The 21236-nt window shown below is 58.4% G+C and carries 19 protein-coding genes; 12 read left to right on the plus strand and 7 right to left on the minus strand.

Translation table 11 applies throughout. The features are described 5' to 3' along the window. The first annotated feature begins 4 nt into the window (after positions 1-4). The 6 genes from pip to infB all read left to right on the plus strand — a co-directional run bounded on the left by pip (position 5) and on the right by infB (position 7283). Complete coding sequence (gene pip / locus ACR0NM_RS13650) at positions 5-982, plus strand: prolyl aminopeptidase (RefSeq protein WP_480615210.1); 978 nt, start codon at positions 5-7, stop codon at positions 980-982. Next, on the plus strand, positions 979-1791 hold the full coding sequence (locus tag ACR0NM_RS13655; protein WP_170395350.1) for an ABC transporter substrate-binding protein: 813 nt from the start codon (positions 979-981) through the stop codon (positions 1789-1791). The genes pip and ACR0NM_RS13655 overlap by 4 nt, the downstream gene beginning before the upstream one ends. Positions 1792-1950: 159 nt before the next feature. Further along, the gene (gene rimP, locus ACR0NM_RS13660) at positions 1951-2541 is read left to right on the plus strand and encodes a ribosome maturation factor RimP (RefSeq protein ID WP_480615212.1); all 591 of its coding nucleotides are present in this window, start codon (positions 1951-1953) and stop codon (positions 2539-2541) included. Beyond that, positions 2541-4154, plus strand: coding sequence for a transcription termination factor NusA (nusA, locus tag ACR0NM_RS13665; RefSeq protein ID WP_480615214.1), 1614 nt, complete (start codon positions 2541-2543; stop codon positions 4152-4154). The genes rimP and nusA overlap by 1 nt, the downstream gene beginning before the upstream one ends. A gap of 22 nt (positions 4155-4176) precedes the next feature. Continuing rightward, positions 4177-4800: an RNA-binding protein gene (locus ACR0NM_RS13670; protein ID WP_170395356.1), complete on the plus strand. Its 624-nt coding sequence runs from the start codon at positions 4177-4179 to the stop codon at positions 4798-4800. 8 nt (positions 4801-4808) lie between these two features. Continuing rightward, complete coding sequence (gene infB / locus ACR0NM_RS13675) at positions 4809-7283, plus strand: translation initiation factor IF-2 (RefSeq protein ID WP_170395359.1); 2475 nt, start codon at positions 4809-4811, stop codon at positions 7281-7283. Positions 7284-7342: 59 nt separating this feature from the next. Here the strand turns inward: infB and ACR0NM_RS13680 are convergent, their stop codons facing one another. From ACR0NM_RS13680 to ACR0NM_RS13700, 5 genes are all read right to left on the minus strand, one after another. Further along, the gene (locus tag ACR0NM_RS13680; RefSeq protein WP_480615216.1) at positions 7343-8173 is read right to left on the minus strand and encodes an alpha/beta hydrolase; all 831 of its coding nucleotides are present in this window, start codon (positions 8171-8173) and stop codon (positions 7343-7345) included. Positions 8174-8176: 3 nt separating this feature from the next. Further along, the gene (locus tag ACR0NM_RS13685; RefSeq protein ID WP_170396070.1) at positions 8177-9052 is read right to left on the minus strand and encodes a tryptophan 2,3-dioxygenase; all 876 of its coding nucleotides are present in this window, start codon (positions 9050-9052) and stop codon (positions 8177-8179) included. A 63-nt stretch (positions 9053-9115) separates the two neighbouring features. Next, positions 9116-10144 carry an L-threonine 3-dehydrogenase gene (tdh, locus tag ACR0NM_RS13690; RefSeq protein WP_170396071.1) on the minus strand — a complete coding sequence of 343 codons (1029 nt, stop codon included), beginning with the start codon at positions 10142-10144 and terminating at the stop codon, positions 9116-9118. Positions 10145-10158: 14 nt separating this feature from the next. After that, positions 10159-11343 carry a glycine C-acetyltransferase gene (locus ACR0NM_RS13695; protein ID WP_170395363.1) on the minus strand — a complete coding sequence of 395 codons (1185 nt, stop codon included), beginning with the start codon at positions 11341-11343 and terminating at the stop codon, positions 10159-10161. Positions 11344-11452: 109 nt separating this feature from the next. Beyond that, positions 11453-12016 carry a helix-turn-helix domain-containing protein gene (locus ACR0NM_RS13700; protein WP_170395365.1) on the minus strand — a complete coding sequence of 188 codons (564 nt, stop codon included), beginning with the start codon at positions 12014-12016 and terminating at the stop codon, positions 11453-11455. A 112-nt stretch (positions 12017-12128) separates the two neighbouring features. Between ACR0NM_RS13700 and ACR0NM_RS13705 the strand changes: the two genes are divergently transcribed. Continuing rightward, entirely contained in the window at positions 12129-13304 is a 1176-nt protein-coding gene (locus ACR0NM_RS13705) for an acetyl-CoA C-acyltransferase family protein (protein WP_170408660.1), read from the plus strand. A gap of 98 nt (positions 13305-13402) precedes the next feature. Here ACR0NM_RS13705 and ubiB read toward each other — a convergent pair whose 3' ends face one another. After that, the gene (ubiB, locus tag ACR0NM_RS13710; RefSeq protein WP_170515344.1) at positions 13403-14932 is read right to left on the minus strand and encodes a 2-polyprenylphenol 6-hydroxylase; all 1530 of its coding nucleotides are present in this window, start codon (positions 14930-14932) and stop codon (positions 13403-13405) included. After that, positions 14933-15685 carry a bifunctional demethylmenaquinone methyltransferase/2-methoxy-6-polyprenyl-1,4-benzoquinol methylase UbiE gene (ubiE, locus tag ACR0NM_RS13715; RefSeq protein WP_170515342.1) on the minus strand — a complete coding sequence of 251 codons (753 nt, stop codon included), beginning with the start codon at positions 15683-15685 and terminating at the stop codon, positions 14933-14935. An 86-nt stretch (positions 15686-15771) separates the two neighbouring features. Between ubiE and mutM the strand changes: the two genes are divergently transcribed. From mutM to dnaN, 5 genes are all read left to right on the plus strand, one after another. Further along, complete coding sequence (mutM, locus tag ACR0NM_RS13720; RefSeq protein ID WP_170408657.1) at positions 15772-16623, plus strand: bifunctional DNA-formamidopyrimidine glycosylase/DNA-(apurinic or apyrimidinic site) lyase; 852 nt, start codon at positions 15772-15774, stop codon at positions 16621-16623. A gap of 66 nt (positions 16624-16689) precedes the next feature. Then, positions 16690-17466 (plus strand): enoyl-CoA hydratase, encoded by a 777-nt coding sequence (locus tag ACR0NM_RS13725; protein ID WP_170395375.1) that lies wholly within the window; start codon positions 16690-16692, stop codon positions 17464-17466. Between the two features lie 227 nt (positions 17467-17693). Next, positions 17694-17957 (plus strand): 30S ribosomal protein S20, encoded by a 264-nt coding sequence (gene rpsT, locus ACR0NM_RS13730; protein ID WP_010442545.1) that lies wholly within the window; start codon positions 17694-17696, stop codon positions 17955-17957. A gap of 543 nt (positions 17958-18500) precedes the next feature. Further along, a complete protein-coding gene (dnaA, locus tag ACR0NM_RS13735) occupies positions 18501-19883 on the plus strand; it encodes a chromosomal replication initiator protein DnaA (RefSeq protein ID WP_170395377.1) in 1383 nt (460 codons plus the stop codon). A gap of 225 nt (positions 19884-20108) precedes the next feature. After that, positions 20109-21230 carry a DNA polymerase III subunit beta gene (gene dnaN, locus ACR0NM_RS13740; protein WP_170515339.1) on the plus strand — a complete coding sequence of 374 codons (1122 nt, stop codon included), beginning with the start codon at positions 20109-20111 and terminating at the stop codon, positions 21228-21230. The last annotated feature ends 6 nt before the right edge of the window (positions 21231-21236 follow it).

The raw sequence follows: 21236 nt of genomic DNA on the forward strand, positions 1-21236 counted from the left end.
CGTAATGGATAAGTACCCGGACCAAAAGCGCGCAGTTCAATATCTTTACCCGCCGATCGATCCGTTCGATCAGCGCGTGGTCGATATGGGCGATGGGCACCGTATTTATGTGGAACAATGCGGTAATCCCAATGGGATACCAGTGGTGATCCTGCACGGCGGGCCGGGCGGCGGCTGCAGCCCGGCGATGCGACGGTATTTCAACCCGGATGCCTATCGGGTGATTCTCTTTGATCAGCGCGGATGTGGCCGATCGCGGCCCACTGCGTCGGTCGAAAACAACACGACATGGCATCTGGTGGCGGATATCGAGCGTCTGCGCAAATTGTTCGACATCGAAGATTGGATCGTCTTTGGCGGCAGCTGGGGCGCGACACTGGCGTTGATCTATGCCCAAACACATCCAGATCGGGTAAATCGGCTGGTATTGCGCGGCGTGTTTCTGGCCACACAGGCCGAGCTGGACTGGTTTTATGGCGGTGGTGCGGGCAAATTCTGGCCTGAACAATGGGCCAAGTTCACCTCTCTCTTGCCCGAACATGAAGTAAATGACGCAATTTCGGCCTACAACAAGCGCCTGTTTTCGGGCGACCGCGCGACCGAGATCCTGTATGCTCGCGCGTGGTCGCATTGGGAAAACGCTTTGGCTTCGATCCACACCAACGGATCGGTCGGGGAAAGCCCCGGCGAATACGCGCGAACTTTTGCGCGGCTTGAGAATCACTATTTCACGAACAAGGCGTTTCTTGAGTATGACGGGCAAATTCTGGATCAGATGGACCGGATTGCCCATATTCCCGGTCATATCGTTCAGGGACGCTATGACATGATCTGCCCACCGCAGGCTGCATGGAACCTGTCCGAGCGCTGGCCCAATGCCGAACTGAAGATGGTGCGGCAAGCCGGTCACGCCCTGTCAGAACCGGGCATCAGCGCGGAACTGGTTCGGATCATGGATCGCGTGTCGGAGGAAACGGTATGACTCGCATCGACCGTCGCGCATTATTTGCCTCGGGCGCCGCCGCCGCTTTGCTGGCGGCGACAGGAGCGTCTCTGGCCGATACGCCGAAACAGGGTGGCACCTTGCGGCTGGCGGTGCCACGCGACAACAGTCTGGAACAGGTGGCTCGGGGCGCAGTCTTTGACAGCCTGACCGAGATCGCGCCGGATGGTACCCTGCGCGGAGAGCTGGCTACAAATTGGCAGACCGATGCTTATGCGCGGGTCTGGAACTTTGACCTGCGCGATGATGCTGTGTTCCACGATGGCACCAAGCTGGACGTGAACGATGTTCTAGCTGTTCTGGAAGATATTGGTCAGGCCGAGGCCATTGCACCTGATCGTGTGCAGTTGCAATTGGCTGAGGGTAACCCGGGACTACCATTCTTGCTGGCTGGGTCACGGTTTGTCATTGCGCGAGGGGGCGTGACGCCACTGGCTCAGGCCAACGGCACAGGATGCTACCGGGTTGAGCGGGCCGAGGATGAACGTCATTTCCGCGCACGCAGGGTGTCCAATCACTACAAAAGCGGAACGGCAGGATGGGTTGATACGCTTGAGATTATCGTGATCCCGGACGCCGGGGTGCGGGCCGAAGCATTGCGCGATGGATATGTAGATATCGCAGCGCTCCCGGCTGGTGAGGAGCTAACCGCGCAACGCGGGCTGCGATATCATCCGTCTGAGGCCGAGATGGCGTTGGCGATGGCCTCTCATGTCGGTATGCCGCGCCAGATCAGCCGGGCTGCGCTGGATGATGGGCGCATCGCCGAACGGTGGTGGCTGGCGTAAATTTGATCACGATTTGCGCCGGGGGTTGCAGACTCAGGAACTCCTGCGTATATGCAGTCCCAACAGCGGCGTGTCGGGCTTCGGTCCGGGGCTCCACCGGAAAGTTCGACGGGCCGCGCGCCCGTTTTTTTGTGCCCGATTGAAGGGTAGAGAACCTGAATGACAAACGACCTGATAGCCAAAGCGGCCATTGACCGGCGACTGGCCGAGATCATCACCCCCGTGATCGAGGATCTGGGGTATGAGTTGATCCGTATCCGCCTGATGAGCGGCAAGCAAACCACGCTGCAGATCATGGCTGACAAGCCAGACGGTGGTATCGAAGTGGATGACTGCGCCGAGATTTCCAACGCCGTCAGCGCCACGCTGGATGTCGAGGACCCGATCCTCGATGCCTATACGCTGGAAGTGTCCAGCCCCGGTATCGACCGCCCTCTGACCCGTCTCAAGGATTTTGAGACATTCGAAGGGTATGAGGCCAAGATCGAGACCGCCGAACTGATCGACGGCCGCCGCCGCTTTAAGGGGGAACTGGCCGGGATCGAGGGGGATGAGGTTCTGATCAACATCCCCGAGGGAGACGAGACCATTACCATCGGTCTGCAATTTGACTGGCTGAGCGACGCCAAGCTGGTTCTGACCGATGACCTGATCAAGGAAATGCTGCGCCAGCGCAAAGACGCTGGTGCCCTGAACGAAAACGCTTTCGACGAGATTGAGACCGAAGGGTCCGAAGAGGAGACGAACTGATGGCAATCACCTCAGCCAACCAGCTGGAGCTGCTGCAGACCGCCGAGGCCGTGGCCCGCGAAAAGATGATCGACCCCGGTCTGGTTGTCGAAGCGATGGAGGAATCGCTCGCACGTGCCGCCAAAAGCCGTTACGGCGCGGAAATGGACATCCGCGTGTCCATCGACCGCAAGACTGGCAAGGCGACCTTTACCCGTGTCCGCACCGTGGTCGAGGATGAAGAGCTTGAGAACTATCAGGCCGAGATGACCGTCGAGCAGGCCAAGCAGTACATGGAGGCGCCAGAGGTTGGTGACGTCTTCGTTGAAGAAGTCCCGCCCGTGGAAATGGGCCGTATCGCTGCTCAGTCCGCCAAGCAGGTCATCTTGCAAAAGGTTCGCGAAGCCGAGCGTGATCGTCAGTACGAAGAATTCAAGGATCGTGCAGGCACCATCATCAACGGTGCGGTCAAGCGTGAAGAGTTCGGCAATGTGATCGTCGATCTGGGCGGTGCCGAGGCCGTTCTGCGCCGCAATGACAAGATCGGTCGCGAAAGCTATCGCCCGAACGACCGTGTGCGCGCCTATATCAAAGAGGTTCGCCGCGAGGTGCGTGGTCACCAGATCTTCCTGTCGCGCACTGCGCCGGAATTCATGGCCGAGCTGTTCAAGATGGAAGTACCGGAAATCTATGACGGCATCATCGAGGTCAAGGCCGTTGCTCGTGATCCCGGCTCGCGCGCCAAGATTGCCGTGATTTCTTATGACGGCTCGATTGACCCCGTCGGCGCTTGTGTTGGTATGCGCGGCAGCCGCGTGCAGGCCGTGGTAAACGAGCTGCAGGGAGAGAAAATCGACATCATCCCGTGGAACGAAGATCAGCCGACTTTCCTTGTGAACGCTCTGCAGCCCGCCGAAGTTTCAAAGGTGGTTCTGGACGAAGAAGCTGGCAAGATCGAAGTTGTGGTTCCCGAGGAGCAACTGAGCCTCGCCATTGGCCGTCGTGGTCAGAACGTGCGTCTGGCCAGCCAGCTGACCAATCTGGACATCGACATCATGACCGAAGCCGAAGAATCGGCGCGCCGTCAGAAAGAATTCGAGGCTCGTACCCAGTTGTTCATGGAAACGCTGGATCTGGACGAATTCTTCGCTCAGCTGCTGGTTTCTGAAGGCTTTACCAACCTCGAAGAAGTGGCATATGTTGAAATCGACGAACTGCTGGTCATCGACGGTGTGGATGAAGGTACCGCGCAAGAACTTCAGACACGTGCACGCGAATTCCTGGAAGCTCAGGCCAAGGCGGCGCTGGATGCAGCCCGTGCGCTGGGTGCCGAGGACAGTCTTATTGAATTCGAGGGCCTGACACCCCAGATGGTAGAGGCGCTGGCCAAGGATGATGTGAAGACTCTGGAAGACTTCGCAACCTGCGCCGACTGGGAACTGGCCGGTGGCTGGACCACGGTCGATGGCGAACGCATCAAGGATGATGGTGTACTGGAGCCCTTCGGCGTGACGCTGGAAGAAGCGCAGGATCTGGTCATGACCGCGCGCATCATGCTGGGCTGGGTTGATCCGGCCGAGCTGGACCAGGCCGAAGAAGACGGCGAAGCAACCGATGAGGAGGTCGAGGCCTGATCTCAGGCCTCGGGTGGCTGACATGGGTCGCGGTGGCGTCCATAAGGATCGGTCGGAAGGCCCTGAACGCAAGTGCATCGCCACGGGCGAGGTTCAGCCCAAATATGGCTTGATCCGCTTTGTGACGGGGCCGGATGGTCAGGTCTTTCCCGATGTCGCGGCGAAATTGCCGGGGCGTGGGGTTTACGTGGCGGCGGATCGTGCGGCGCTGGACAAGGCGGTGAACAAGAAACTGTTCTCGCGCGGGTTTAAGGCACAGGTGAGTGCCGCCAAGGACCTGACCGATGAGGTCGAGAAACAGGTGGCGCGTCGTGTGATCGAGCTGATCAGTCTGGCGCGCAAGTCCGGTGACGCGGTCGCCGGGTATGAAAAGGTCAAGTCGTGGCTGGACCGGGAAGAGGCCCAGGTGCTGATTCAGGCCTCAGATGGATCGGGGCGCGGCAAGTCGAAACTCAGCACGCCGCACTTCGGGAAATACATCGGCTGGCTGACCGCAGACGAGCTTGGGGCGGCATTTGGGCGCCAAACCGTGATTCATGCGGCCTTGGCCTCTGGCGGACTCGCCAAACGTGTTGTAGAGGAAGCGCAGCGCCTGCGTGGCTTGCGCGAAAAGGATGACGGCGGCAAGGGCCGCTCGGAAGGGTAAGAAGCTTTATGAGCGATAGTGACGGCAAAAAGACATTGGGTCTTCGTGGCGGGGCACGCCCCGGAAATGTGAAACAGAGTTTCAGCCACGGACGCACCAAGAATGTCGTGGTGGAGACCAAACGCAAACGCGTGGTCGTACCCAAGCCGGGCGCGACCAAACCAAGTGGTGGTGCGACACCTTCGGGTGATCCTTCGCGTCGCCCAGCGGGTATTTCCGATGCGGAAATGGCGCGTCGTATGAAGGCGTTGCAAGCCGCCAAAGCGCGCGAGGCTGAAGAGGCCGCTGCCCGTGAGGCGCAGGAAAAGGCGCGCGAAGAAGAACGCGCACGCCGCCGGGCCGAACAAGAGGCCAAGGAACGCGAGCAGCGTGAAGCTGAAGAGCGTGCCCGTGCCAAGGCCGAAGAGGAAGAACGCAAGCGTAAAGAGGCCGAGGAAGCAGCCCAGCGTGCTGCCGCAGCCCCGGCACCCGCCGAGCCCAAGGCCGCACGCAGCCCATCCAGCAAGCCTGCACCTGCTGCGGCACCGCGCAAGCAGGATCGCGAGCGTGAGCAGCGTGGCCGTGGCAAGGGCCGTGACGACAACCGCCGCTCGGGCAAGCTGACACTGGGTCAGGCCACTGGCGGCGAAGGCAATCGCCAACGCTCGATGGCCGCGATGAAACGCAAGCAAGAGCGGGCGCGCCAGAAGGCCATGGGCGGCACGGTCGAGCGGGAAAAGGTGATCCGCGACGTTCAGCTGCCCGAGGCGATCATGGTCTCGGAATTGGCCAACCGTATGGCCGAGCGTGTCGCTGACGTTGTCAAATCGCTGATGCAGATGGGCATGATGGTCACGCAGAACCAGACCATCGACGCTGACACCGCTGAACTGATCATCGAAGAATTTGGCCACAAGGTCACGCGTGTCTCTGATTCGGATGTTGAAGACGTCATCAAAGAGGTCGAAGACAGCGATGACGATCTGCAGCCCCGTCCGCCGGTCATCACCATCATGGGTCACGTTGACCACGGCAAAACCTCGTTGCTGGATGCGATCCGCGACGCGCGTGTTGTTGCCGGCGAAGCTGGTGGCATCACCCAGCATATCGGCGCCTATCAGGTGAAAACCGATGGTGGCACCACGCTGACCTTCCTGGATACACCGGGACACGCGGCCTTTACCTCGATGCGCTCGCGCGGGGCTCAGGTCACGGATATCGTGGTTCTTGTTGTTGCCGCCGACGACGCGGTGATGCCGCAGACGATCGAGGCGATCAACCACGCCAAAGCGGCCGAAGTGCCAATGATCGTGGCGATCAACAAGATCGACAAGCCCGACGCGAACCCCGACAAAGTCCGCACTGACTTGCTGCAGCACGAAGTGATCGTCGAGAAGATGTCGGGTGAGGTTCAGGACGTTGAGGTCTCGGCCATGACTGGTCAGGGTCTGGACGAATTGCTGGAAGCCATTGCACTGCAGGCCGAGATTCTGGAACTGAAAGCCAACCCAGATCGCGCCGCCCAAGGTGCCGTGATCGAGGCGCAGCTGGATGTGGGCCGTGGTCCCGTCGCCACCGTTCTGGTTCAGAACGGCACGCTGCGTCAGGGCGATATCTTCGTTGTGGGTGAGCAGTACGGTAAGGTCCGTGCGCTGATCAACGACAAGGGCGACCGTGTCAAAGAAGCTGGCCCCTCAGTTCCGGTCGAGGTTCTGGGTCTCAACGGTACGCCCGAAGCAGGTGACGTTCTGAACGTGACCGAGACCGAAGCGCAGGCCCGTGAGATCGCTGCTTATCGTGAGCAAGCCGCCAAGGACAAACGCGCCGCTGCTGGTGCCGCGACCACCCTTGAACAGCTGATGCAGAAGGCGAAGGAAGACGAAAACGTCACCGAGCTGCCTATTCTGATGAAAGCGGATGTGCAGGGCTCTGCCGAAGCCATCGTTCAGGCGATGGAGAAGATCGGCAACGACGAAGTGCGCGTACGCGTTCTTCACTCGGGTGTTGGTGCGATCACCGAGACGGATGTCGGCCTGGCCGAAGCCTCTGGTGCACCGATCTTTGGCTTCAACGTGCGTGCGAACGCATCGGCGCGGAACACCGCCAACCAGAAAGGCGTCGAGATTCGCTACTATTCGGTGATCTACGATCTGGTGGATGACGTGAAAGCGGCCGCATCTGGCCTGCTGAGCGCCGAGATTCGCGAAAAATTCATCGGTTACGCCGAGATCAAAGAGGTCTTCAAGGTCACCGGCGTCGGCAAGGTTGCTGGCTGCCTGGTCACCGAAGGTGTTGCCCGCCGCTCGGCGGGTGTCCGCCTGCTGCGCGACAACGTGGTGATCCACGAAGGCACGCTGAAGACCCTCAAGCGTTTCAAGGATGAAGTGGCCGAAGTTCAATCGGGTCAGGAATGCGGTATGGCGTTCGAGAACTACGACGATATCCGCGCAGGCGACGTGATCGAAATCTTCGAGCGCGAAGAGGTCACGCGCACGCTGGACTGATCCGGATCTAGAAAGAAACTTGAAACAGCGGCCCCACGAGGCCGCTGTTTTCATTTAGGTTAGTCCGTGCGCGACGACAGAAACGTGCCCGACGGCATGATGATGTCAAAATGATGCTTGCCCTTCTGCAGATCGAAACTGACCGAATGTCCGGCCTTGCGCAGTAGTTCAGCATAGTCACGGCTTTGGCGGATAAACTCGGGCGTATCCCGCTCGGCGACTGTCACCCTGTAACGGGGTCCTGGCGCGGGCAGGTTGAGGCAGGGTGAGAAATCGTGAATCTCGACCTTGGTCAGTTGCAGCGGATCATTCACCGAGGTCAGGCTGATCGGAACAAGGTCATAGATCCCGCTAATCAGGATCACATTGCGCACCCGCAGGCCAGCCTGCGCAAATGCCTTCGAAGACGTCGCCATCACCATCGCAACCAGATGGGCACCTGCACTGTGACCCGATAGCGTGATGTTTGATGGATCAAAACCCAGTGTTTCGGCCTGTGACGCAAGCCACAACAAGGCGGTACGGCATTCTTCGACCATCTGCCCCAATTTGGCATCGGGGGCGAGCGTATAATTCAGCGTGGCAAAGGCTTGCCCGTTCTCATGCAATACCGGTGCCATAGGGGCCGACTCACGCTGGCTAAGCGCCTGCCAATAGCCACCATGAATAAAGACATGCAAAGGCGCGTTGGCGCCAGGTGCGGGGAAGAAATCTAGAACTTGCGTCGGGCTGTCGCCATAGGAACGGTTTTCGTGCATCCTAATTTCAGACCGTGCCTGTGCGCTGAGGGCAGAATAGCTGGCTAGATATGGCGTCAGATCACCGCCAATCATTGAGCTAGGGGAATACTCCTGCTCAAGCTCTTCTTGGGTGAATCCGCGATACAGCATGGCCTATTCCCCAGTATACATCAGTTCGGTTCGCACGTCGTAGAGGTCGTGGAAAAACCGCAACTCCAGCGCTTTGCGCAGGAAGGCCACGCCGCTAGATCCACCCGTTCCGGGCTGCATTCCGATCACGCGCTCAACCGCGGTTGCATGATCGAATCGCCACCTCTGGAACAGAGATTCCACATCCATCAGTTTTTCGGCCAGCGCGTAAAGATCCCAGTATTGCTCCGTGTTGCGGAACACTTCGACCCAGATTTTGACGATACGCGGATCGCCGGAGTAGGGCTTTGCGTAATCCCGCTCGATCAGATCATGCGGCACGTCAAACCCTTGCCGGGCCAGCATCCGCAGCACTTCGTCATAGAGCGAGGGTTTGGTAAGAGCCGCGTTCAGCATCTCCATCACTTCTGGGTCATGCGCATGCACTTTCAGGGTCTGGGGATCTTTGTTGCCCAGAATGAACTCGATTTGGCGATAGCCATAGCTTTGAAAGCCTGACGAACTGCCTAATGCGTCCCGAAACGTCATGTAGTCCGCGGGAGTCATAGTCAGTAGCGTCTCCCACGCGGCGATCAACTGCCGTTGGATCGCCTTGATCCGGTCGAGGTTCTTCATCGCGGGACCGAAATCGTCCTGCTGCAAGAACCGGCGGACTTCGACAAGTTGATGGTGCATCAGTTTCAGCCACAGTTCGCTGACCTGATGAATGATGATGAACAACATCTCATCAGGTTGGGCCGGGTCCTGAAAGGTCTTTTGCAGGTTCAGCAGAGTCTTAAGTTGCAGAAAATCCCCATAGCTTTTGCGGTGAGTTTCTGTGAAATCGGTGACCAGAGACTCTTCGATTCCCCGTTCTGTATACCTGTCTTTGTCGCCCATGTGCTCCTCCAGACGCGCGGGTTTATCCATGTTTAGGGACAAAACCCGCACGGTTCCAGAGCGTTAGGTCCAGTCCAGAACCACCTTGCCTGATTGACCGGATTTCATGGCCTTGAATCCCTGAGCAAAGTCATCGACCGCAAACTGGTGGGTGATTACGCGGCTGACATCCAGCCCGTTCTGCAACATGGCGATCATCTTGTACCAGGTCTCGAACATCTCGCGCCCATAGACACCCTTGATGGTGATAGCTTTGAACACGATACGCGACCAGTCCACCGGAGATTTTCCGGGCGGAATCCCCAACAGTGCGATCTTGCCACCCATAACCAGCGCTTCGACCATCTGGTCCAGCGCGGCTTGCGAGCCCGACATTTCAAGCCCGACATCAAAGCCCTGAGTCATGCCCAGTTCCGCGATGACATCCTGCAGATCCTCTTTGGACACATCAACGGTGCGTACCGTTGGTACCACGTGTTCGGCCAGTTTAAGGCGGTCGGGGTTGATATCGGTGATCACTACATGCCGGGCACCGGCGTGACGGGCAACGGCGGCGGCCATGATGCCGATAGGGCCTGCGCCAGTAATCAATACATCCTCGCCCAGCAGATCGAAGCTGAGTGCAGTGTGCACGGCATTACCCAGCGGGTCGAGGATCGCCCCGATCTCATCCGGTACGTCGTCAGGCAGGGGCACCACGTTAAAGGCAGGCAGTTTCAGGTATTGCGCAAAGGCACCCTGTTCATTCACACCGATACCGCGCGTGCCGGGATCAAGGTGGAACTTGCCCGCACGGCTCTGGCGGCTGTCAGGGGTGATCAGATGCCCCTCGCCTGAACAGCGCTGGCCGACAGTCATCCCTGTCACGTTGCGACCCAATTCAACAATTTCACCCGCGAACTCGTGGCCGGTGATCATCGGGATCGGCACGGTGGCCGCAGCCCATTCATCCCAGTTCCAGATATGAATATCCGTGCCGCAAATCCCGGTCTTGTTGATGCGGATCAGAACCTCGTCTGGGCCGATCTCGGGTACCGGGGCCTGCACCATCCACAGACCTTCCTGGGGCTTGGATTTCTCAAGGGCTTTCATCGTGTTGGGCCGCATCAGATTATCCCCAATTCTTTGCCGACCCTGCCAAATGCCGCGAGCGCCCGGTCTAATTCGTCTCGTGTTAGAGCCGCATTCATCTGCGTTCTGATTCGGGCCTGACCACGCGGCACGACAGGGAAGAAAAAGCCCGAAACATAGACGCCTTCGTCAAACAATCGCGATGCCATATCCTGCGCCAGGGTCGCTTCACCCAGCATGACCGGGATGATCGGGTGTTCGCCCGGAAGTAGGTCGAAGCCCAGATTCTCTAACCCGGCGCGCCAGTACTTGGCATTGCCGAACAATTGGGCGCGCAGCATGTCACCTTCTTCAACCAGACGGATTGCCTCAAGCCCTGCGGCAACGATGGACGGCGGCAGCGAGTTTGAGAACAGATAGGGCCGCGCCCGCTGCCGCAGCAGGTCGATCACTGGCTGCGGCCCGGCGATATAACCGCCGATTGCCCCCCCAAGTGCCTTGCCTAGAGTTCCCGTCAGAATATCCACGTCGACGCCGAAATGATCCGGCGTGCCCGCCCCGTTTGGCCCCATAAAGCCGGTGGCGTGGCAGTCATCGACCATCACGATGGCGTCGTATTTGTCGGCCAGCTCGCGAATCTTCGGCAGATTGGCCAGATAGCCGTCCATTGAGAACACACCATCGGTTGCGATCATGATATGCCGCGCCCCGTCCTCGCGTGCTTGTTTCAGCCACGCTTCGAGGTCGTTCATGTCGTTGTTCATGTAGCGATAGCGTTTTGCCTTGCACAGCCGTACCCCGTCGATGATCGAGGCATGATTTAGACTGTCAGAGATGATGGCGTCTTCAGGCCCTAACAAAGGCTCAAACAACCCGCCATTGGCGTCGAAGCAGGCAGCGAACAGAATTGAATCGTCCTTGTTCAGGAACTTTGCCAGCTTCTGCTCAAGTTCACGATGAATGTCCTGCGTACCGCAGATGAACCGGACCGAGGCCATGCCGAACCCCTTGGGCTCCATGACGCCTTTGGCGGCGTTGATCAGCGCGGGGTGATCGGCCAAACCCAGATAGTTGTTGGCGCACAAGTTGATCACCTGCTTGTCGCCCACCGTAATCTCACCGCCCTGAGGCGAGGTGATCATTCGTTCGCGCTTGTACAGACCCTCTGCCTCAATCTGCGCGAGTGTATCCGAAATATGGGACAGGAATGCATCAGCCATGGCGACCTCCGTTAATCTGAGTCGCATGTCTAACATAGCGGATGAAATTCCCAAATAGGAGAATTACAGTATTTGGGAAAAATATCCGTGAAGGCGGAATCTTGCCCGTTCAGGCGTTTTTTACGATCAGGAAAACGCGGGCCGGGTTTTCAGCGCTTATCGAATGCGTAATATCGGCGGCATACCGGGCGGTATCCCCTTGTTTCAGATCGCTGGATGCCGTTCCCGAAGTGACACGGACGGCGCCTTCCAGCACAGTCAGTTGCTCCCGTGCGCCGCGCGCATGAGGCTGGCTGTTCAGGCTCCCATTGGCCTGAAACTGAATATCATAGACCTCGTGTCCTCCGGCCTCTTCGGGGGGAGAGAGGATGCGAATCCGGCATTTCTCGCCCATATTGTCGATACTGGGCACTTCTGCTTGACGCAGCACTTCGATCTGGTCGGTCGTTTTGGCGTCTTCTAAAAGTCCGGCGAAATCCACCTGCAGAGCGCGTGTCAGGTTCCAAAGAGTCGAAATTGTGGGGCTGCTTTCGCCACGCTCGATCTGGCTGACCATAGAACGGGAGACGCCGCTGAGGTTGGCAACCGCCTCAAGCGACAGGCCTTTGGCGCGGCGCGCCTCTTTCAATCGGGCGGGCAGGCGCGTCAGAATATCGTCTGTGTTTTCCGTCATGACGGAATCCATGGGTGTTGCGCAACGTAATGTCAATTCCGGCGTGACAGTGAGTCTAATATGAAGATCATGCTGCAGGTGCATAATGGGCGCGAGACTTGGAGGAGAAAACATGACGGACATAGTAATACTGGACGGTGCGCGCACAGCCATCGGGACCTTTGGCGGTGCGTTGGCCTCGACCGCTCCGATCGATCTGGCGACCGTGGCGACCGAGGCGGCAATGGAGCGTTCGGGCGTTGAAGGCGCGCAGATTGATCATGTTGTCTTTGGTCATGTGATCAACACCGAACCGCGCGACATGTATCTATCGCGTGTCGCCGCAATGCAGGCGGGTATTCCGAACGGGACTCCGGCGATGAACGTGAACCGGCTATGCGGTTCGGGGGCGCAGGCAGTAGTGTCGGCGGTGCAGGCGCTGATGCTAGGCGATGCCGAGTTTGCCGTGGCGGGCGGTGCCGAAAGCATGTCGCGCAGCCCTTATGTCGTGCCGCAGGCCCGTTGGGGGGCGAAGATGGGCGATGTCAAATCGCTCGACATGATGCTGGGCGCGCTGAACTGCCCGTTCGGCACCGGGCATATGGGGGTGACCGCCGAGAATGTGGCGGATGAACACCAGATCAGCCGCGAACAGATGGACGCGTTTGCGCTGACCAGCCAGACCCGTGCGGCTGCGGCGATTGAGGCCGGGTATTTCGACAGCCAGATCGCGCCGGTGCAGGTCAAGGTCAAGCGCGACATGGTCGACTTCAAGGTCGATGAACATCCCAAGGCCACCACTGCCGAGGCGCTGGCCGGATTGCGCCCGGTATTCCAGAAAGATGGGCGGGTGACGGCGGGCAACGCCTCGGGCATCAATGACGGCGCGGCGGCGATGGTGTTGGCGACAGCGGATGCTGCAGAAAAGGCGGGCTTGAAACCCAAAGCGCGCGTGATTGGCTATGCCCATGCCGGCGTGCGACCCGAGGTGATGGGCATCGGCCCGGTTCCCGCAGTGCAGAACCTGTTCGCAAAGACGGGTTTGTCTGCGGATGATTTCGACGTGATCGAAAGCAACGAGGCGTTTGCGGCGCAAGCTCTGGCCGTCAATCAGGAATTGGGTCTGGACGCTGCAAAGGTGAATCCGAACGGTGGGGCTATTGCACTGGGCCATCCGGTGGGCGCCACAGGGGCGATTATCACGCTTAAGGCGTTGTATGAGTTGGAGCGTATTGGCGGATCGAAAGGTCTGATCACCATGTGCATCGGCGGAGGGCAGGGGATTGCCCTCGCCATCGAGCGGCTCTGAGTTGGATCGGGGCAAGGGGGGCTGTCTGCCCCCCCATCGCGCCGGGGCGCGATTCCCCCCCGAAGGTATTTTTGGCCAGATGAAGCGGTCGGGTTGGTTTAGCTGAGTGCGAAGATCACCAGCGTCGCGGCTATGCCTGCGGCCGCGCCGATCGCTGCTGGCAGAAGGTTCGCGATCAAACCCGGGGTCTTTGGGTCGTCTTTTTGAGTCTGGGCAATCAGGGCATTTTCCACCAGACCGGGCAAGCGGGGGCCGAAACGGGCAAGCACCAGGGCGGTTTTGCCGAAATCGCGCAGGGCGGCGCGGGGGCCGATGGATTGTTTGATGTAATCCTCGACCACCGGTCGGGCGACCTCCCAGATGTTCATGTGATCATCAAGCGAGCGGGCGACGCCTTCGACCACCACCATGGTGCGTTGCAGCAGGATCAGCTCGGTGCGGGTTTCCATGCCAAAGCGTTCAGTGACTTCGAACAGGTAGCTTAGCAGCCGACCCATCGAGATATGGGTGGCGTCCATGCCGAAGATCGGCTCACCTACCGCGCGCAAGGCGCGGGCGAATTCGTCGACGTCCTGATTGGCAGGCACATAGCCTGCTTCGAAATGGACTTCAGCCACGCGTTTATAGTCGCGGCGGATGAAACCAAAGAGAATCTCGGCATAGACCCGGCGAGTATATTCATCGATATGACCCATGATGCCGTAGTCATAGGCGATAATGTCCCCGTTCGCAGCGACCTTGAGGTTGCCTTGGTGCATGTCGGCGTGAAAATAGCCGTCGCGTAGCGCGTGCAATAGGAACAGGCGGAGCACGCGTTCAGCCAGATCGCGGCGATTATGTCCGGCAGCGTCCAGCGCGTTGTTATCTCCCAAGGGAATGCCATCAGCCCAGCTGAGCGTCATGACGCGGCGTGCGGATAGCGACCAGACCACCGGAGGCAGCCAGAATCCGGCATCATCCTTGGTATTGGCAGCGTATTCCGAGGCGGCGGCACTTTCCAGACGCAGGTCCAACTCGCCGCGTACTACGCCGTCGAAATGCTCGATCACTTCCATCGGGCGTAGTCGGCGCGCTCCGGGGGCGCAAAGTTGCACCATACGCGCGGCGAAATAGAACGCGTCTACATCCTTGCGGAAGGCGCGCTCGATACCCGGTCTCAGGACTTTGACAGCAACGTCTTCGCCTGTGCTGGTCAGCTTGGCCTTGTGAACCTGAGCAATCGAGGCAGCGGCGATAGGTTCACTGAACTCGCTGAATATCTCTGACGTCGGTTGGCCTAACTCTTTCTCGACCTCTGCCATTGCTTCAGCTTTGGAAAAGGGCGGCAGCTTGTCTTGCAGAACACGCAGTTGCTCGGCCAGTTCATTTCCCACCACATCGGGGCGGGTCGAAAGTACCTGCCCGAATTTGATGTAAGCCGGACCCAATGCGGTCAGGGCACGGGTGGCGGGCGGCATCTCGGGGTCGCCCTTGTAGCCCAGCCATTGGAACGGTTTGCCAAGGGTATGCGCCAGAATACGTACGGCACGCGGTGCCTCGAATGCATCCAATACGACGTTCATGGCACCGGTACGTTCCAGTGTGGCGCCCGTCCGGACCAGGCGAATGATGTTGTGAGGGCCGCGCATCTAGATCTTCCAGCCAGAATGCAGTGCGGCAATGCCCATGCTCAGGTTGCGGTATTTGGCGTTTTCGAACCCGGCGGTGCGGACCATGTTCAGGAATGTCTCCTGATCCGGGAACTTGCGGATCGACTCCACCAGATACTGGTAGCTGTCGTAGTCATTGGCGATCAGCTTGCCCATGCGCGGGATGACGTTGAAGCTGTAGAGATCATAGAGCTTTTGCAGCCCGTCATTGGGTAGTTGGCTGAATTCCAGTACCATCAGGCGTCCACCGGGTTTCAACACGCGGAAGGCTTCGTTCAGCGCCTCTTGCGGGCGGGTGACGTTCCGGATGCCGAAGGAGATGGTGTAGACGTCGAAGGTGTTATCCTCGAAGGGCAGCGCCATCGCATCGCCCACCACCCAATTCAGGCTGTCGGACATCTGGTCGGCCTCGGCGCGCTGGCGGCCTTCGACCAGCATCGGCTCGGTCAGGTCCAGCACGGTAGCATGGCCGTGGCCTGCGCGCTTCAGAAAGCGGAACGAGATATCGCCGGTGCCGCCCGCCACATCCAGAAGCCGCTGACCGGCGCGCGGGGCAAGCCAGTCCATCATCGCGTCTTTCCAGACCCGGTGGATGCCCATCGACATCACGTCGTTCATCACGTCGTATTTCGAGGCGACCGAATTGAACACGCCCTGTACGCGGCCGGCTTTTTCAGCCTCGCGCACGGTTTCGAACCCGAAATGGGTGGTCTTGTCGTTGGTGTCGGACATTTGCCTTGCCGTTTGTCGAATTTCGCCTCTGTTATAGGGCGATAAGAGGCGGGCACAATGCGGCCCTTTGGAATAGGAGCCCTGTAATGCCCGAATTGCCCGAGGTCGAGACAGTAAGACGCGGCCTGAGCCCCGCAATGGAGGGCGCAGTGATCGAAAGGGCGGATGTGAATCGCCCCGATTTGCGTTGGCCTTTCCCGGCTCGGATGGCCGAGCGGCTGACGGGGCAACGGGTGGATCGGCTGCGGCGACGGTCGAAGTACATTCTGGCGGATCTCAGCAGTGCCGAGACGTTGTTGATCCATCTGGGCATGTCGGGGCGGATGACGGTCTCTGGCGATCCGCTCGGACAGTATGCGCATGAGCATCCGATGGCGCAGAAACATGATCACGTGGTGTTTCATATGGCTAATGGCGCACGCATCACCTTCAACGATCCGCGCCGGTTCGGGGCAATGGATCTGCTGCCGACGGCAACGGCGGAGCAGCACAAGCTGCTATCGGTTCTGGGACCTGAACCGTTGGGTAATGATTTTCACGAACAGCACCTGATAGACGCCTTCAAAGGCAAGAACAGCCCGGTCAAATCGGCGTTGTTGGATCAGGGAATCGTTGCCGGTTTGGGTAATATTTACGTCTGCGAAGCGCTTTATCGCGGCAAGGTGTCGCCACGTCGCAAAGCGGGACAGATTTCTGCGCCACGCGTTGCGGCCCTTGTGCCGATCATCAGAAAAGTGTTGCAGGATGCGATTGAAGCGGGTGGGTCATCGCTGCGCGATTTCCGCCAAGCCGATGGAGAACTTGGATATTTTCAACACAGCTTCGACGTCTACGGTCGCGAAGGAGAGCCTTGTCGAACCGAGGGTTGTGGCGCTGAAATCAAGAGAATCACCCAGTCCGGTCGCTCATCCTTCTATTGCGCGCAATGCCAAAGATAACTTGATCCAGCGAAATCGCGTGATAAGGAATCGTACCTGAACGGAACAACCGGAAGCTTACACCTCATGGCTTTTGAGACGATCATCGTCGAAATCGAAGACCACGTCGCCCTTATCAAGCTCAACCGCCCCGATGCGATGAACGCGCTGAACACCCAGTTGCTGGGTGAGCTGTGCGAGGCGCTGGAAGATGCGGATAGCAATGACAAGGTGCGCTGCATCGTCATCACCGGCTCGGACAAGGCCTTTGCCGCCGGTGCGGACATCAAGGAAATGTCCGAAATGAGCTTTGTCGATGTGTTCGACGTTAATCTGTTTGCGGACGCCAATGATAGGGTTTCCGCGATCCGTAAACCTATCATCGCTGCCGTTGCCGGTTACGCGCTGGGCGGCGGGTGTGAACTGGCGATGCTGTGCGATTTCATCATCGCTGCCGACACCGCCAAGTTCGGCCAGCCTGAGATCAATCTGGGCGTCATCGCGGGGCTTGGTGGCAGTCAGCGTCTGACCCGCTTCGTTGGTAAGTCCAAATCGATGGACATGAACCTGACAGGCCGCTTCATGGACGCTGAAGAGGCCGAGCGCGCGGGATTGGTCAGTCGTGTCGTGCCCGCCAAAAAGCTGATCGAAGAGGCAACCGGTGCGGCGCAGAAGATTGCAGAGAAATCGCAGATCACGGCCATCGCGGCCAAAGAGGCTGTGAACCGCAGCTATGAGCTGCCGCTGAGCGAAGGCATGCTGTTTGAGCGTCGGGTGTTCCATTCGATGTTCGCGACAGAGGACCAGAAAGAAGGCATGGCCGCGTTTCTGGAAAAACGTGCGGCTCAGTTCCGCGACAAGTGATCATAATCGTCGCTTAGTGATATTAGGCGGGCAGACCCCGCCTTTTTCCCTCATCACATACTGGAAGAATCAGCTTGGCAAACCTGCCAAACTTGGTTAGAGACCGCCGTCATACATGCGCGTGCGGCCCGCTTGGCCCGACTCACACTCGTGATTTCTGATCCGGTGCGGATATGTCCGTGGCGCGCAACCCAAGATAACCGTACCGAACAAAAGGTCAGAGACACATGGCAAATTCGCCCCAGGCAAAGAAACGCGCCCGTCAGAACGAAAAGCGCTTCGCCGTCAACAAAGCGCGTCGTTCGCGCATCCGTACCCACCTGCGCAAAGTTGAAGAAGCGATCGCATCCGGCGACAAGGACGCAGCTACCGCAGCCCTGCGCGCCGCTCAACCCGAGTTGATGCGTGGCGTCACCAAAGGCGTCTTCCACAAGAACACCGCAGCCCGCAAAATGTCGCGCCTGTCGGCGCGCGTCAAAGCGCTGGGCTGATTCTTTGGGAAAACGCGTCAAGCGTTGATTTACGAAAAAGGCGTCGCTGATTGCGACGCCTTTTTCATTGTTGCCGGAAAGCCGCGTCTTCACGAAGCCGAGAGATTCTTTCGCCCAGAACCCCGAGTCAATATCAGAGTTTCGTTGCCCGGACCCTTGGGCTCTTGCTACGACTTAGTCAGCGATTCACTCGCTTGGGGGGACAGGCTGTTCCAAGGATCTGACCGACGGGCATCGGAAAGATTTGGGAACGAATGTTCGAAAGCTGGCTTCGGTCAGTTGGACGATCTGCTCTGGGTCTCGGGTTAGCCGAAGATCCTGGCCCTGTCGATAAATTGGAATATCATGCGCATCCCGGATTCCGGGTGTGCCCCCATTTTGGGGCCGTGCTGTATTGGACTGCGATGATATTCGAGCGTACCCGCCAGACCATCAGGTTTGGCGAAACGTTCCCTTGTGTGTGAGCGCCATAAAGGCCCGTAATTCGGGACACATTAAAAAAGGCCTTAAGGCCAATAATGAATGGGATGCGTGAGGCGCCGAATGACACAAGAGAAATGGGGACAACTGCGTAGCAAATTGATGAAGGCGGTTGGGAAGAACAATTTTACCACCTGGATTGAACCCTTGGAGTTTCAGGAGTTGCAGGATGGTGTAGCGGTGTTCTCGGTGCCGACCAACTTCATGGGCAACTATGTCAGTCAGAATTTTGCGGACCTTATTCTCTATGAGCTGAACACATCGGGCGAAAAGGTTCAGCGCTTAGCGTTTCGCACAGCGGCCAATTCGTCAGCCCGTCCCACATTGGTGGAAGAGTCCAAGCCATCTCCCGCGCCAGAAACCCGGCCCGCTGTTACAGATACAGCCAACGATGCGCTTGAAGCACTACAGGCTGCGCCACTGGATGCACGGTTTACCTTTGATAGCTTTGTTGTTGGCAAACCCAACGAACTTGCACATGCCGCAGCTCGCCGCGTATCCGAGGGCGGCCCGGTAACTTTCAATCCGCTCGTTCTCTACGGCGGTGTTGGACTGGGTAAAACCCACCTGATGCACGCGATTGCGTGGGAGTTGAAAACCAAGCACCCCGAGTTGAACGTGCTTTATCTGTCAGCGGAACAGTTCATGTATCGCTTTGTGCAGGCCTTGCGTGAACGCCGCATGATGGATTTCAAGCACTTGTTCCGTTCGGTCGATGTGCTGATGGTCGATGACGTGCAGTTCATCGCTGGCAAGGATTCGACGCAGGAAGAGTTTTTCCACACCTTCAATGCGCTGGTGGATCAGAACAAGCAGATCATCATTTCGGCCGACCGCGCTCCGGGCGAAATCAAAGACCTTGAGGATCGCGTGAAATCGCGCTTGCAATGTGGCCTTGTCGTCGATCTTCATCCCACAGACTATGAATTGCGTCTGGGAATCCTGCAGAACAAAGTGCAGCAGTACAGCAGCACCTATCCCGATCTGACCATTGCTGATGGTGTATTGGAGTTCCTTGCACACCGCATCTCGACCAATGTGCGCGTGCTGGAAGGGGCGCTGACCCGCCTTTTTGCCTTTGCCTCGCTGGTCGGGCGCGAGATCGATATGGAGCTGACGCAGGATTGTCTGGCCGATGTACTGCGCGCCTCCGAGCGCAAGATCACCGTCGAAGAGATCCAGCGAAAGGTCTCGGATTATTACAACATCCGCCTCAGCGATATCATCGGCCCTAAACGCCTGCGGTCCTATGCGCGTCCGCGTCAGGTGGCGATGTATCTGTGCAAGCAACTGACCAGTCGGTCGCTGCCTGAGATTGGCCGTCGATTTGGCGGGCGCGACCACACCACGGTCATGCATGGCGTGAAGCGCATCGAAGAGCTGAAGTTGACCGATGGCCAGATTGCCGAAGATGTTGAGATGCTGCGCCGGGCCTTGGAAGCCTAAACCGCACTGAATCCTTGAAAAACACCCCGGGCTATTGCGTTCGGGGTGTTTTCTTGTGCGCTATTGTCCACGGTTGAGAATGATCTGGTGTGTTTCACGCGCGCTGCTCTTGACCACCGAGGCAATCCGACCCAGAAATCCGTAAAAAATCCTTGTGCCTCAGGGCTGAGACGCTAACGTGCCAGTCCCGCCTATTTCGGCACGCAAGTCAAAGGAACAGAGGGTATGAAGATCAGCATCGAACGCGGCACCCTTCTCAAGGCCGTTTCGCAGGCCCAGTCAGTTGTCGAACGTCGCAACACGATTCCCATACTTGCCAACGTGCTGATCGAGGCCGAAGGCGATCAGGCGCTGTTTCGTGCCACCGATCTGGACATCGAAGTGGTCGACAAGGCCCCCGCGCAGGTGGAGAAAGCGGGCGCCACGACTGTTGCGGCCACAACGCTGCATGAGATCGTACGCAAACTGCCCGATGGGGCGCTGGTGACCCTGACCGCAGATAGTGCAGCTGGGCGGTTGACCGTGGAAGCGGGGCGCTCGAATTTTTCTCTGGCCACACTGCCGAAAGAAGATTTCCCGGTTATGGCGTCTTCAGAATACCAATCGAACTTTACGGCGTCGGCGGCATTGTTGCGCCGGCTGTTCGATAAATCGAAGTTTGCCATTTCCACGGAAGAGACGAGATATTATTTGAACGGCGTTTACATGCACGTTGCGGATGGTTCCGAGGGCGGCAAGGTACTGCGTTGCGTGGCGACTGATGGTCACCGCTTGGCACGGATCGATGCGGATCTGCCGGATGGTGCAGCGGATATGCCGGGCGTGATCGTGCCCCGCAAAACCGTGGGCGAACTGCGCAAGCTGCTGGATGATGACGAGATGGACATCGCCGTCTCTGTCAGCGAAACCAAGGTGCGGTTTGCAACGCCTGACATCACGCTCACCTCGAAAGTGATCGACGGAACGTTCCCGGATTACACACGTGTCATCCCGCAAGGTAACACGCGCAAGTTAGAAGTGGACGCGGCTGAATTCGCGCAGGCCGTGGATCGTGTGGCGACAGTTTCGTCCGAGCGGTCGCGGGCCGTCAAACTGCAGTTGGATGCGGATAAGCTGATTCTGTCAGTGAATGCACCCGACAGTGGTGCGGCTGAGGAAGAGCTGGCAGTTGCTTACGGGGATGAGCGCCTGGAGATCGGGTTCAACGCTAAATACCTGCTCGAAATCGCGTCTCAGGTGGATCGTGAAAATGCGGTGTTTATGTTCAACTCGGCGGGTGATCCGACACTGATGCGCGAAGGCAACGACCAAAGCGCAGTATACGTCGTAATGCCGATGCGCGTCTGATTGCCT

The organism is Ruegeria sp. AF2, assembly GCF_056542025.1.